The sequence below is a fragment of the Mesorhizobium sp. M8A.F.Ca.ET.021.01.1.1 genome, assembly GCF_003998025.1.
Classification (GTDB): Bacteria; Pseudomonadota; Alphaproteobacteria; order Rhizobiales; family Rhizobiaceae; genus Mesorhizobium.
This window is the reverse complement of the sequence record NZ_RZSJ01000092.1, coordinates 1-14300: the sequence shown is the minus strand read 5'-3', so window position 1 is coordinate 14300 and position 14300 is coordinate 1. Positions and strand designations below refer to the sequence as shown.

Annotated in this window: 11 protein-coding genes and 1 pseudogene; 1 reads left to right on the top strand and 11 read right to left on the bottom strand. The window is 58.0% G+C overall.

Features of this window, described 5'->3' with window-relative positions; all coding sequences use genetic code 11:
• Window positions 1–1141 precede the first annotated feature (1141 nt).
• Complete coding sequence (locus EOA36_RS38920; protein ID WP_245265439.1) at window positions 1142–1666, bottom strand: transposase; 525 nt, start codon at window positions 1664–1666, stop codon at window positions 1142–1144.
• Between the two features lie 91 nt (window positions 1667–1757).
• A pseudogene (locus EOA36_RS38915) lies at window positions 1758–2132 on the bottom strand (IS110 family transposase); the annotation flags it as partial.
• Between the two features lie 701 nt (window positions 2133–2833).
• Here EOA36_RS38915 and EOA36_RS10430 point away from each other — a divergent pair.
• Window positions 2834–3751 carry a LysR family transcriptional regulator gene (locus tag EOA36_RS10430; protein ID WP_024505887.1) on the top strand — a complete coding sequence of 306 codons (918 nt, stop codon included), beginning with the start codon at window positions 2834–2836 and terminating at the stop codon, window positions 3749–3751.
• 48 nt (window positions 3752–3799) lie between these two features.
• Here EOA36_RS10430 and EOA36_RS10425 read toward each other — a convergent pair whose 3' ends face one another.
• The 9 genes from EOA36_RS10425 to EOA36_RS10385 form a co-directional block, all read right to left on the bottom strand.
• Entirely contained in the window at window positions 3800–4603 is an 804-nt protein-coding gene (locus EOA36_RS10425; protein WP_024505888.1) for a TIM barrel protein, read from the bottom strand.
• A gap of 164 nt (window positions 4604–4767) precedes the next feature.
• Entirely contained in the window at window positions 4768–5829 is a 1062-nt protein-coding gene (locus EOA36_RS10420; protein WP_024505889.1) for a LacI family DNA-binding transcriptional regulator, read from the bottom strand.
• A 272-nt stretch (window positions 5830–6101) separates the two neighbouring features.
• Window positions 6102–7388 (bottom strand): dicarboxylate/amino acid:cation symporter, encoded by a 1287-nt coding sequence (locus EOA36_RS10415; RefSeq protein WP_126063813.1) that lies wholly within the window; start codon window positions 7386–7388, stop codon window positions 6102–6104.
• A 377-nt stretch (window positions 7389–7765) separates the two neighbouring features.
• On the bottom strand, window positions 7766–8527 hold the full coding sequence (locus EOA36_RS10410) for a sulfotransferase (protein WP_024505871.1): 762 nt from the start codon (window positions 8525–8527) through the stop codon (window positions 7766–7768).
• Window positions 8528–8816: 289 nt separating this feature from the next.
• On the bottom strand, window positions 8817–9605 hold the full coding sequence (locus EOA36_RS10405) for an ABC transporter permease (protein WP_029356621.1): 789 nt from the start codon (window positions 9603–9605) through the stop codon (window positions 8817–8819).
• Between the two features lie 3 nt (window positions 9606–9608).
• Entirely contained in the window at window positions 9609–10523 is a 915-nt protein-coding gene (gene nodI, locus EOA36_RS10400) for a nodulation factor ABC transporter ATP-binding protein NodI (protein ID WP_024505873.1), read from the bottom strand.
• 260 nt (window positions 10524–10783) lie between these two features.
• Complete coding sequence (gene nodC / locus EOA36_RS10395) at window positions 10784–12109, bottom strand: chitooligosaccharide synthase NodC (protein WP_032899868.1); 1326 nt, start codon at window positions 12107–12109, stop codon at window positions 10784–10786.
• A 15-nt stretch (window positions 12110–12124) separates the two neighbouring features.
• On the bottom strand, window positions 12125–12784 hold the full coding sequence (nodB, locus tag EOA36_RS10390; protein WP_126057632.1) for a chitooligosaccharide deacetylase NodB: 660 nt from the start codon (window positions 12782–12784) through the stop codon (window positions 12125–12127).
• The gene (locus tag EOA36_RS10385) at window positions 12781–13371 is read right to left on the bottom strand and encodes a NodA family N-acyltransferase (RefSeq protein ID WP_024505875.1); all 591 of its coding nucleotides are present in this window, start codon (window positions 13369–13371) and stop codon (window positions 12781–12783) included. The genes nodB and EOA36_RS10385 overlap by 4 nt, the downstream gene beginning before the upstream one ends.
• Window positions 13372–14300: the final 929 nt, after the last annotated feature.

The following is a 14300-nucleotide window of genomic DNA, read 5'->3' as shown; positions in this document are numbered from 1 at the left end:
ATCACGCTTGGGCAACTGACAAAGCCCAATGCTCATAAAGCCGGATCAGGTCCGGCCGGTGTGTGGCGTAGGTGCAGTATGACGATGTGAGCCGCTACACCGTGCGCGTCTCCCAGTCTGTCCATAGGCTCGGAAGAAGTCGGACCCGGTCAGTTGCAACTCCCTTTCCCAGCACTCCACTGCCCGGTAGAGCGCATGAAAAATCTCCTTTCGGGCGGTTTCTTAAGACGCTCGCCACGCCATGAGGCAGTGGGGGCATCGGTGTGCGTCAGGTGCTTCTGCCCATGCAGGATTCCAGAACATTGATGAAATCGTTTGTTTCGATGAAAGGCATCCACACTTTGGATAGTTGACCACGCGTTTCAAAGATCGTGAACTACATCTCGTCGTTGTGCTCGACGCACTCCCGACAGAGCGCAACCTCATGGGCGCGGCATGCAGGATTAACCGAGCCCAGCCGGTCATGAGTGCGGCCGGCGCTCGGCTGCTCGATTATTTGCGCGATAAGCTCGCGACCATGTCCGCGGAGGTATTCAAACTTAACGCTGCGTCCGGGAGCTCTTGCCCTCCAGTTCGCGACGCTCTCCCGCCCATCCAGTGCTCGTTTATTTCGTCGGATAGTTTGACCCGGCTCTACCGAATCGCCGCTTCAGGATCATTCTTCCCGATTTCGTCACGCTCGTATTTTCTGCCGCGTCCTACACCGATTGGGCGCGAACAAAACTGAGCGCCTTGGAACCCGAACCCGTGCGTCGTGACCGGGAGCATCCGGGGCGAACTCATCCGCTCGGGGGCATCGCATCACCGGACGGCGACAGGCACGGTCGACCGGCATCTCGGCATCGGCTGGGAATTCGTCCATGGTCTGCATTGGCGACGACGCTTCCTGAGGCCACGTAGCCCTTATGCCAAGCTGGGCGCCCGGTTTGCGGCATCCGTGCCTACCCTCTTCGGACCTCGTGGGTTCCAACCGGCGACGAGGCGTGCATAGGCGCCCTCGGCCTGCTCCACCCAGCGGCGCTCTTCTTCCCGGTGGCTCTTTATGTTGTAGGCGTGCGCTCCCTTTTGGCCGCGCACAGCCTTGCTCCCGGCCTTGAGTTCCACATCGCGCAAGCTTCTTGGCATGCAGGGAGGGTCGAGCCTACGCGTAACTCTCGCCCTTCTCAACAGATGACAGATCACGACAGAGAGTTTGCGTGCGGTTGCCACGGCCGCGACATGCTGTCCGCGCCGGGCTCGCACGCCGCAGGGAGAAGGCTCGCAACGGTCCGGGAGCACGAGCGGCCGCCCAGGCCGCCTCGACGAGCATGCCGCGCGCATGACCACGGCCCTGCTTGGTGATCCGCCCATGGTAGGCCGGACCTGGCCGGACTGCTGGACGCTTGGGTTCAACCCGAGATAGGTCACGAGCTTCTGCGGATCGTCGAAGCGCGACACGTCGCCGATCGCCGCCCTTCATCGCCAGCGCGACGGTGATGTCGACGCCGGGAATGGTCATCAGCCGCTTCACGCCTTCATCCTCGAGAGCCGAGCGGACAAGATCGCGTTCGATGACCTGGAGGTCTTCGCCCAATCGGTCGAACTCGCGCAGATGCCCATCGATCGCGAGGCGCTCGTCCTGCGGTACGACCTGCTCGATTACCAGGTCCGACCCTTGGCGCCGCACAGGTCGGCATGCGGGCAGGACGGATCAGGTGGCTATGAAGGATCGACTGGATGACGCTCTTCAATCGAGATCTCTGTCGGACAATCTGATTGCGCCGTGTCACCTGTCGACGCAGAGCCTGCGTCGGCTCGTCCGCAATCCAGACTTCTGGCAAGAAGCCGCTGGCATAGAGCTGCGCAAGAACGTCGGCGTCGATCGTCGTTTTGATCTTGGCATAGGCAACGATAAACACCTGTTTCGGCTTGGCGATCCCCACCTTCTTCACATGCGGCGCAATCACAGCTGCAGCGGACGTCGCGCTGCCGGTGGCCTCGATCACCCCGACATCGTTCGGCGACAGCTTCGCGGCGAACGCCGCCAGCAGATCGCGCCGCATGTCGACGCGGCCGAGTCGCCTGAGCCTGCCCTCCTCCCATGCCACTGCTTCGGCGAAGGCGCGGTGAATATCCAGTCCGATGATAAGCATGCCCGTTCCTCCTTCTTGGCTCGGTCAAAGACGGGAGCTGGCGGGCAACACGACATCTACTGATCCGCGCTCGCAGCGCATCCGGGAAAGTCGCCAGGGGCGGCCATGTAACGAGCTCGGGCTCTCAGCCCACGGTCTATTGACGGCCTGCCTGCACCTTTGTGCTCCCGGTGCCCCACGTCCCGGATGGGCTCACCATAAGGGCGTTCCAAAACAAGAACAGCAGGACGAGAAGACACCACAGATCACATACCGGATAGCGGCAAGGCCAAGCGCTTCGTTCAGATAGGCTTGCGCCAATGGGCTTAGGCCGAGCCTACAACAGCTCTCAAAAACGCTGCCGGACTGCTGCATTGGCTCGCCGATACAATTGGCACAGGCCTCACGGCAGCTTAGGATCAAACCGCCCATCAGTCGCCTCGGACTGGAAAGGTGCACCCTATTAGATTCCACGCCCAGCTAGGTCGGGGCCGCCGAAGACGCTGGTTGATAGCCCGGCGCCATCGGCCCGGCGTTTCAAACTGCCAATCTCTGACCTGCACAGTACGAACGATTGCTCGCTTCGGCAGATCACGCGGCTCATATGTCGGACCTTAACGTCATCCATCATAAACTTTTTGCGACAAAAGATTGCAAGAATGCTAAATTGTTAAAGTCGTTTGTTTCGGTTAAAGGCATCCATCCCATGGATGGCTGATGACATGCGTTTCAAAGGACTTGATCTAAATCTCCTCGTTGTGCTCGACGCACTCCTGACGGAGCGTAATCTCTCGGCGGCGGCACGCAGGATCAACCTGAGTCAGCCCGCCATGAGTGCGGCCGTCGCCCGACTGCGCGATTATTTCCGCGATGAACTGTTTACGATAAGAGGTCGCGAACGATTTCTAACCCCGCGTGCGGCAGCATTTGCCCCCGCAGTTCGCGACGCTCTCCAGCACATCCAGTGCTCGATTATTTCTTCGGATCCGTTTGACCCAGCTCGAGCCGATCGCCTCTTCAGGATCATTCTTTCCGATTTCGTCACGCTCGTGTTTTTCGAAAAGCTTGTGGAGCGTATTTCACGGGAAGCCCCCGCCGTCAGCTTCGAACTGCTGCCTGTCGACGATAGCCCCGATGAGCTTCTCCGGCGCGGTGACGTCGATTTTCTAATTCTACCGGATATGTTCACGTCGAGTGTGCATTCAAGCATTGCGCTGTTTGACGAGAAGCTCGTGTGCGTAGGCTGTCCCACAAACAAGCAGCTGCCACAGCAGCTTACATTCGAGAGATACATGTCGATGAGGCACGTCGCGGTCAGGTTCGGGCGTACGATGAAGCCGTCTATCGAGGAATGGTTTTTGCTTGAGCATGGCCTTAAGAGACGTGTCGAGGTCGCCGTGCAGGGCTTCAGCATGATTCCACCTATGGTGTCCGGCACAGCTCGTATAGCGACCATGCCCTTACGGCTGGTCAGGCATTTCGAAAAAACGTTCCCCCTGCGGGTTATCGAACTTCCGCTGCCATTTCCCACATTCACCGAGACCCTCCAATGGCCGGCCCTCCACAATAGCGATCCGGCAAGCATCTGGATGCGGGAGATAATGATACAGGAGGCATCTCGGATGGCTGCCCCGCTGTGAACCCTCGGAAAATTCAGGCGCACCTATAGTCACTACACCTGTCACCATCTACTTTGACGACAATAGCCCTCGCCGGATAAAGTCGATGCTGGCGGCAAGTGCGCCTGCGAGATCGTCCAGAGAATGGACTTCCTCGATCAGCTCGAACGAGAAAGGTCCCGCGTAGCCGCCATCCAGCAGCGCCTGAATCTGGCTGCCATTGTCGGAACCTGCAAGAAAGCGATCGGGGTAAATCCAGAAGGTCGGGTCGTTTACGCTTGAAATGTGCACCAGGCCGGTAAGCTCGCAGAACAGGCATGTCTCCCCGGCCAGGGTGTGGTGGAACGTGTCGTGCACGAGGCGAAAGACGGACTGGCCATCAACCGCGGCAACGGCCTCGGCCGCTTCCTTCTTTGATCGAAGCGAGCAGGTTCGGAAACCCAGCGGCTCGATGAGACCGATCAGACCCCGCGACTGGAGGATTGGCTTGATCTCGTTTAGAGCGAAACGAAGATTGTCCTGGCGCTCGCTATTGGTGGGCCACGAGCTGCGGTTGGCCGGCACCAACACGAGCGTCTCTGCCCCGCACGCCGTCGCATAATCGGCGAGGTTGCTTGCCTCGGCCTGACGCGTTGGAGTCCAGTCGTTGAACCGCTGCAAGGCGTTGACAGAGATGATCGTGACGCCCGCTTCGGTAGCGGCAAACCGAACGTCCGCAGCCGGAATGCCGCGTGCGACAGGATTGCTGAAATGAGGGTAACGGATTTGGACGTCGGTCAGGCCTTGGTCACGGGCAAGCGCGAAAAGCGCACTGACGTCAAGGCGGGGCGCCGCCATGTGATCGAGTGCAAAGCGGGGCGATACCTGGCGCATTGCTTGACTTTCCTTCCATGAAGCGCGGCTGCCATTTCGGCATCCGGCTTCTTTCAAGACGGAACCACGCCGGTTCACAGATCGGACAGAGACGGCCGAGTCAATCGAGCTTTCCTTTCATCGGTGAAAGGAAAATGGGCGCTCATGATAGAAATCCATCAAGGTCAAATATTTTCCGGAAGATAAATGTCGAACGGCAGAAATGTCTGCCCCGGGCTCTCCGCGACGCCGGCTTTGATGGCCCGCTCCATTGCCATTATCAGCTCCTGGCAAAGTCGGCGCATTGGCGTGCCGACCGCCATCGTCAAGATGTCATCCGCAAGCGCCCCACGTGACTGCGGCGTCATTTCACTCACGATCGCGACGAGATCCTGACCGCTCCCCTCTTCTCGGAGCGCGGAAATTGCTCCCTCTATACCCCCGCCGGCCATATAGAAGCCGACGAGCTCTGGTTCCCGCTGCATAAGATCCAGCAATTTTTCGTAAGTGAGCTGCCGTTCATCAAGGTTCACGAGCGGATCAAGCACCTCGAATTTGGGCGCGTTCTCACGAAAATAGGCACGAAAGGCCGTTTCCCGCGTCGCATGCGCCTGGAAGCGATGGCTTCCGACAAACACCGCCACCTTGCCGGGCCGTTTTGCGGCCTTGGAAAACACCCAAGCGGCAGTCCGTCCGACCTTGCTGTTGTTGAGGCCGATGTAGCCCTCGCGCACGCCATCGGCGAAGTCGGATAACAGCGAAAATACCGGGATACCTTTCGCCTTGAGCTCCTCGACTGATGCTGTGATTTTCGGGTGATCGGCCGCCACCATGGCGATCGCCTGGCAGCGGCTTCCAAGGTCCTTAAGAAGCGGGAGCAGGTCACGCGGCAAATGTGACTGCGCGAACTCGATGATCGGAAGGCCGTGGAAGGATTTAGCCATACTGACCGACTCTTCAATATTGCGAGCGAAATCTTGGTAAAAATCGTGGGCAGGTTTTCTCAAGATGAAGCCCAGCTTGTAGTGCGGCAGGTGCTGCTGCAAGCGCTGTTTGATGAGACCGGCAGCATGATAGCCGATCGCGTGCGCGGCCGCATGGACCCGCTGGGCGGTCTCCTCTCGCACCGGAAGGCGGACGTTCAGAACCCGATCGACTGTTGCTACGCTGACTCCGGCTTCGCGGGCGAGATCGGCAATTGTGACGCGCTTTCCCCTAGCGATTCTGATCGGCCGGTCCTCCGTCATCCGGTGCGATCCCGCGACGGCTTGGGGCGGCAAGCTGAAATAGTTACCACACCCCACGGTTGATAACGCATTCGACGAACAGCGCTCCATGCGGACCCAGATGAGTTTCCGTGAACCGTTCGTTTGCTTAGGGGCTTCATGGTGTTGTATTACTCTCCGCGTTAGTACACTATTTCCAGCGCTCTTTGGAGGCCGGCAATTCGACTGCTGTGAAGGCCGTGACTTACACGTCGCGCTATTGCTTGCTTGCGGGGAGCCCGTTTGATGTAACCCTAACCGCGGAAAGCGGCTTCCATCCGGGACTGGTCCAATTCGCCTTCCCAGCGAGCGACAACGAGCGATGCCACCGCATTACCGACTAAATTCGTCAGCGCGCGGCATTCCGACATGAAGCGGTCCACGCCAAGAATTAGAGCCATTCCGGCAACGGGAACACTCGGCACGACAGACAGAGTAGCGGCCAATGTGATGAAGCCGGCGCCGGTGACGCCTGCCGCACCCTTCGAGGAAAGCATCGCAATTAGCAGCAGGAGGATCTGATCGGCAATTGACAAATCTGTGTTCGTCGCCTGCGCGATGAAGAGGGCGGCGATCGTCATGTAGATATTGGTGCCGTCCAGATTGAATGAGTATCCAGTAGGGATGACGAGACTTACGACCGAACGCGCGGCGCCGGCCTTCTCCATCTTCTCCATGAGCGAGGGCAGCGCGGCCTCCGAGGAGGACGTTGCCAGGACAAGCAGCAGCTCGTCCTTGATGTAGCGGACAAGAGAAAAGATCGAGAAGCCGTTGCAGCGGCAGACCACGCCGAGAACCCCGAACACGAAGAGGAAGGCGGTCAGATAGAACGTCGCGACCAGTATCGCGAGGTTGGCCACCGAACCGATTCCGTATTTGCCGATCGTAAAGGCCATAGCGCCGAAGGCGCCGATGGGTGCAGCCTTCATCAGAATGCCGACGAGCTTAAAAATGGGGGCGGTGAGCGCCTGGAGAAAGGTAACGACCGGCCTGCTCGTCTCTCCGGTCATCGCCAGAGCAATGCCGAACAAGACCGAGAAGAACAAGACTTGCAGGATGTCGCCTTCCGCGAAGGCACTGGCAATCGTTGACGGGATGATGTTCATCAGGAAGCTGGTCACGGACTGCTCGTGAGCCGTGGCCACATAGCCCTTAACGGCTTCGACATCGAGCGAGGCCGGATCGATGTTGAGGCCGGCGCCAGGCTGAACGATATTCGCGACAATCAGCCCGACAACGAGTGCAAGCGTCGAGAAGGTAAGGAAATAAACCATCGCCTTGGCGGCAACTCGGCCGACCTTCTGCAGATCGCTCATGCCGGCAATGCCGGTCGCAATTGTCAGGAAGATGACAGGTGCGATAATCATCTTGATGACTTTGATGAAGGCATCGCCGAGCGGCTTCAGGCTTTGGCCGGTTTCCGGATAGAGGTAGCCAATTGCGGCTCCAAGGACCATGGCGGCAAGTACCTGCACGTAGGTCCGGGCAAAATGGCGCTTGCGGGGCGCTGCGATCGCGCGGGGGACTCTTGGAACCAACATCGTTTCTCTCTCCCTGACCGGATCGGGGTGGGGGCTCCTCCTTCTCCCATGCTGCGCTCCGGTCGAGCGCTGCTGTCATCTCGGAGCAAGCGCCGTGCCAACTGGACGCCTGTCCCGTCCAGCGAGATTGGTGCAGTTGCGCACTGGAACCCTCCACCTTGCCGGAATTCTGCACTCGAGGCTCGCCAAAGATCGCGTCTGAGGAAGTGCTTCATCAGAGAGGGAATTGACCAGGTCGCCTTGCGCCCGTGCCCTTTGATGTTCGCCGCAGATCGACTGCCGGTTGCCTTGGTGACTTTGGTTTGTCAGTTTTGGAACGGAATGCGCGCAAACTGCAGGATATCCTACACGCCCATCAGAGCACGCGGTACAAGCGATTAAGCGTAGGAGCGCATTGAATCTCCGAGGTCAAAAAATCTTGAATAAGGTCCGCGTGCGAAGTGAATCCGCAACTCGTCAAAGTTCTCCACCGTTTGATCAAGCGGTCGCGTTTCCTGGCGCTGCAAGATGGCGTTATCTGATGGCTCAAGCGCTGGAACGCCCAGGAAATCCCAAACCGCTCCCAAGCATTGGGCAGGTTCGTGAAGTAGGCTCTCGTATTCCATTACAAGCAGGTTGGTCGACGTGAAGGAGTCCATAACGCGAGCGTGAAAATCGTCGGCGGCTTTGAAATAAGCCTCACAGTCGGCGATTGACAACCTGACGCTCGGTGGCCGAGCGGTATCGTTGTCCGAGCTGAACTTCAGCCACTGACCGCTTTCCCTGGCCTGCACAAAGGATCGGAGCGATTCCAATACGTTTCGGCGAACAACGAGGATGACCTTGAGTGCTGGCCAACGAGCTAATTCCGCAAAGAATGCTGGACGCTCGCGAAACTGAGGTTCATTGATCTTGCAGCCAAGATGCGTCACATTCTTGTAGTCGCGCATAGGGCAGCGCACATAGGCAAGCTCAAGAAGCTCGCGATCCGTGCCTAGCAGGCGATCCGTGCTGGGCCAATTGGGATCATATTCGTTTAGCAACTCACCGTTACTCAGAACGGTCGGATGCTCGTTTAGCAATTCTTCTAAATAGTGTGTTCCGGTCCTTGGCATAGCAAGGATCACAAAAGGCTCAGGAGTTGGTTCGTTGTGGGTCATTGCATGTGTATCCAACTAAATAATGGCCGCGACGGTCTGGGGACGCGCACAAGAAGCTTGGCTGCTATCGCTTGAACGCTCCGGGTGGGTCCGCGCGCCTCACCACCCAGCCTGTACTCCGAGGTGTGGTCGCGAAGATGGGCGCGTGCCTGCAGCGGCTGGGTGGCGCCCGGCTTCGGCGTTGTTGTACCACTCGCGATTCCTGGCACACGCATGCCTCCGGGCCGCTGGGGGCAGTTTGCAATCCGGCATTGCGGACCTCCTTCTCGTTGATGGGCGTAGGTAAGCGTCAACGCATTAGTCGTCGATGAAACAGTCCAGCCGACAGAAAAAAAGGCAATACAGCGAACATGCAAAGTGCGCCTATATGCAGCCCTACATTGTCGCCCAGGCGGCCGAGCATCACCGGACGGATTAGATCGATAGAATTCGCCAGCGGCGAGAAGGCCGCAATCTGCTGAAACACTCCTGGCAATTGGCCGACTGGAAAAACCGCGCCCGAAAGGAACAGCATGGGTGTGATGACAAGCGTCTGATAGAAAATAAAATAGTGATAACTGGGCGCGAGCGCGATGACGAGCATGGCCAGGCTCGCAAAGGCGAACCCGGTGAGAGCGATGACCGGCAGCACGTAGAGAACCGACGTCCACGCGGCATAACCTAGCGCGGCGGCAACAATCGCAATTGTCGTACCGGCCAGAAAGGCCTTTGTGGCTGCCCAGGTCAATTCACCGAGAACGATGTCGCCGAGGGTAAGTTGTGTGTGCAGGATTGCTTCCCAAGTGCCCTGATCGCGCATTCGACCGAAAACCGCGTAAATTGTTTCGAAGGTTGATGCTGTCATCGCGCTCGTCGCAACCATGCCGGCTGCCAGAAAGGCGATGTAGGATGCACCTTCGATGCGGCCTACCAACAGTCCAAGGCCAGTGCCGAGCCCGAAAAGGTAAATCATCGGATCAGCAAGGGTGCCGAGCATTGAAGCAAATGCCACCTTCTTCCATGCCAGATGATTGCGGCGCCACACCGCGATCCAGTTCCAGGCGTTGGCGGGTAGAGCGGCCGCAAAACGTTCACCCATTGCTCACTTCTCCATCTCACGTCCGGTTAACCTCAAGAAAACGTCCTCCAGACTGGGTGGACGCTCTAGAATACGCAGACCCGCTCGACCGCGAAGCTGGATGCGCACATCCTCCGGCTCAGGCGCATAGCAAAAGAGCGTCTCGCCGCTTACCTCGACACGCTGAACGTACGGTCTGATCAGCGAAATCAGCTCCTGTGGATTGCCGCCGAAGATCTCGATCACGTTGCACCCAATGTACTCGTCGATCAGCGCATGAGGACTGCCCTCGGCGATCTTGCGTCCCCGCTCGAGAACACACAGCCGATCACAAAGCCGCTCAGCCTCTTCCATGAAATGGGTGGTCAAAATGATCGTTTTTCCGCTCGCCAGCAGGAAACGAAGTCGCTCCCAGATCAGATGGCGGGCATGCGGGTCGAGGCCGGTCGTGGGCTCATCCATCACAAGCAACTGGGGGTCGTTGATCAGAGCACGTGCCAGCGTCAGGCGCCGCTTCATCCCGCCGGATAGCAGGCCGACACGTGAATCCGCCTTGCTCTCAAGGCGAGCGAACTCGAGGAGCCGTGGGATGACGGCGTTGATCTCTCTTGTACTCATGCCGAAGTAGCGCCCGAACACCAACAGGTTCTCGCGTACCGTAAATTCCAGGTCGAGATTGTCGAACTGCGGGACCACGCCTATGCCCTTGCGGGCCAAGCGGCTGCGTGCCGGCACTGGTAGACCGAGGACTGTTATATCACCCGCGTCAGGCCGGGTCATACCGAGGAGCATACGCGCAATCGTGCTCTTGCCTGCGCCGTTCGGCCCCAGCAGACCGAAGCACTCTCCCGATGCAACGGTGAAGGACAGCCCGTCCACAACGAGCTTGTTTCCGAATAATTTGGTTACGCCGGTAAGGTCGATTGCTACATTGGACATGCGTCTATCTCAAGCGGAATGAGTCCGATTGGCCACCGGCAGCTTACTTGCGAATTCTGGTTCAGAGCAGGCCACCGCCTTGAGATGGCACCTTTGGAAAGTCGCGGCCGGAGCGACGCGTGTATCGCTTCCGCCAAAGAATAACGTCAAGATGCCACGTGTCGCTTCCAGATAGTTCCCGTTCTGACCATAGGTAACTCGAAAGCTTCACCCCGTGTCGACTGACACAACTTACTCGGTCACTCGGCGCTGCAAGGCCGTCAGACTTCACCAGCTGTGAGCGAAAGATCTGCAGTATGAAGTGACTCCGCAATTCCAGAATTGCCCGCAGCATTTGCTCCGGCAAGCGGCATCGCGCTTGTGATTTCCTTTGTGCTCCTGTTGGGCAGGGGAACACTTTTACGCGACAGCCAATCGCTATTGCTCAATGTACACAGGGCGTAAGCCTTCAAGGGGATCAACAGGAATATCCTGATTAACGCGTGCATTGAATAGCCGATGAATCGAAGCTGCCGAGTGCGGAAAGATAACACCGTAGATCTGATTATGGTCATCGTGACAATAGCCAGCACCGTCCACCAATTTACTGTATGTGAAAATAGTAGCTCACCGAGCGCCGTTACTACCGCGATGCCGAGCAACAATGGGCCGAGATTCTCTCCCATCACATCCAAAGTTAGATAGCGATCCAGGCCACGCAGTAGACCTCGCGCAAGCATCGTGTCCCGGAAGGTGCTTCGTGCCCAGCGGAGTTGTTGGCGCAAATAAGGTCCCATCTTGTCCGGAACGACTGTCGCCGCGACGGCACCTGGAACGTACTCGGTTCGAAAGCCTGCTTTCAGCATGAGGATCGTAAGATGACGGTCTTCACCGAAGTCGCTTGGTTTCCCCCTGAACAGCTGCGTCTCGTATTGATCCAGCAGAGAAAGGAGACAAGACCGGCGGTACATTGCACATGGGCCGCAGCAGCACATGACCGCACCAAAGCGACCTTGCGCCGCGCGCTCCTCATTGCAAGCCAGCCAGTATTCCATATCGATCAATCGGGTCAACCAAGTGTCGCTGCGGTTGTATGCCGTCAGCTGGCCCATGGCCGCTCCGACCATGGAATCCCGCATTTTTACTGCAAGCTTTGTGATGACGTCGGACGCAAGTGTCGTGTCAGAGTCGACGCTGAGCACGAAATCTCCAGATGAGCGGCGGATGGCGGCGATCTGCGCCTTGCGTTTGCCAACATTCTCGCGGAGCAGAATGAAATTGAATCTCGGGTCGCCCTCGTAGGCGTGATGTACCGGGATGACGGCATTACGATTTCCAGAACCGTCGTCAACCAGATAGACCTGAAATGTTCCGGCGTAATCTTGATTTGCAATGGAAGCTAAACACGCCGCGAGTGTGCGCGGGTCCTCATTGTAGCAGGGGATAATGACATCCACGCTCGGCCAACGGTCGGATCCGAACAAGCTTTCCGACGGCGGCGTAACATTTTCCGGTTGGGAGTAGACCGCTTGCATGCCTCTGTAAACAGTCGAGAGCACCGCATAAGACGAAACGGCAACAGTACTGGCTGTGGTGAGAAGGTCCATAGGATCTCTGTTTGTTCAGGGGTGTTGAGGAAGTGATCGGATTACAAATCCGCGGCCGTGCAATTCTGGAATTAGGCGTGACAACGCTGTCACCGTCTGGTCGCGCAGACTGGCTTGATTGCCTGGTTGCAATTCGTCGGGAGCGCACCCGTCGTGCAACAGCACGATTGCGCCCGGCCGGATATCGGCGAGCACTCTGTCGACGATGGCGTCAACGCCGGGGCGAGACCAGTCGCGTGGATCAATGGACCAATGGACGGGCGCCAATGCCGCACCCGCTGATGCAGCGATTACTTCTTCGGTCCAGATGCCATACGGTGCACGAAAGTACCGAACCATGGCCTGCGGGCAAGCCATCCCTATGACTCTGTTTGCCTCAACTATCTGGCAGTCGACTTCGACGGACCCGCATTTGGCCAGGTCCGGATGAGTCATCGTGTGGTTGGCTATACCGTGCCCGTCTGTAATAATTCGGCGAACGAGTTCCGGCTCGTCGGCCGCGTAGGCCCCAACAACGAAGAAGGTCGCCGTCACCTGATGTTGCGCCAGCACATTGAGTATCTGCGGTGTGAAAAATGAATTGGGACCATCGTCAAACGTCAGATAGACGCTGCGCTCTGCAGTGCCATCGGCATTGTCACTCTGCCCTTCGCATATGTAGTCCAGAGGCTTCATAGTTCCGGACCGTTCCGGTCGATCAGGGTACCGGACGGCCACTCGTCCATCGAGCGTCCGATCGGCGAAACCAACACGAGTACGTCTTCCAGGCGCGTGGGCGGCAGGTCGGGATGCACATCTGGACGGGTCGATCGTACGCGAACGCCCGACACAATGTTCGCGAGGCCGGCTCTGCAGAATCTTTCGACATGGTTTCGCAGCGCGTGCCGAACCGTGCCGAAAGCGAATGGAACACCCAACTGATGGAGCACTGGGTACGCCACGCGCATCGAAAAACCGATTCCGAGCCCTTCAAGATCCGGACGAACCGCGTACAGGCCCAATTCAGCGACGATCAAGTCGACCTCGCCAACTTTGATGAAGCGCCGCAGCATGCCGATGTGAGCCGCTACCCCATGCGCGTCGTAGCCGATTGCGCGGAATTCCGGCCTCGCGCCGGCCCAACTGCGGCCGCCTTCGAATGGCTCCGCGTTGAAGGCGCCAGTCCGTCCATAGGTCTTTCGAAAAAAGTCGGAGAGTTCGACATGGTCGGCCAGTTGCAGCTCATTTTCCCAGCACAACTTCCAATCGACATTCGGGCGCATGGAAGACCTCACCTTGGAGCTGTCTGGTTGAGATAAATGTCCAAGCATTGGTTAAATAATTGGCATCGCACCAACGGGGCGTAACTTGTGGAGACCGCCGAAAGACCAAGCCGTAATGCAGATGCGACTGACTTTGTGCGCCCCGCACACCAGATGATGCTCCTCGGATCCAACGCAACCATGGGAACTACCTATCTTTCCAACTTGAAGCGCCTCTATGGGACCTGCAGCAAAAACGGTAAAATCCTTTGTTTAGATGAAAGGTATCCACGCTTTGGATAACTGGGCGAATGCGTTCCATATGGCTGGTCAATTATCGTCGTCACGCTCGAGGCACTTCTGACGAAGCGCAAAGCTCACGCCCGCGGCACGCGCGGCCGTTGCCGGGCCGCGCGATTATCTCCGTAAGAGCCGAGCGGAGCTCAGACACGACGATTGATCAGAATCTGATTCGCGGGTTCAGTATCTCTTTCGTGTATCCAGCTCTGGGCTGTCCTTTGGCGGGAGTTAGGTTCGCCCAGGTTCTGAGCCTGGGGCGTCGGCCCGTTCGCCGCACAGGCTCCTTCGCACATCGTCGAGGCCGAGAAAGAGGGGGCCACACAGCTCCCCCTGTACTTTCCACCACCCGACACCAGCGCTCACCCAGGGCGCCGGCCTTGCTCACCTCAACGGATAGCGCACTCGCGCCGCTTCACGATTAAAAGAATTCTACAAGCAGATGCCTGTTTGATCGTGAGACGTCCGCTGCCAATTCCCGCATCGCAGAGGCAGCCAATAGCGCTCGCTTCACATAGTGGTCCGGCAAGCAGCTAGATACGACAGGTGACCTCAAATGAGGCGTCTTGCATGGCTTCTACACCTGCCTGAATGCCAGAACTGCGTTCGTACCGCCCATGGCGAAGGCGTTGCTCATGGCGACGCGCACCTTG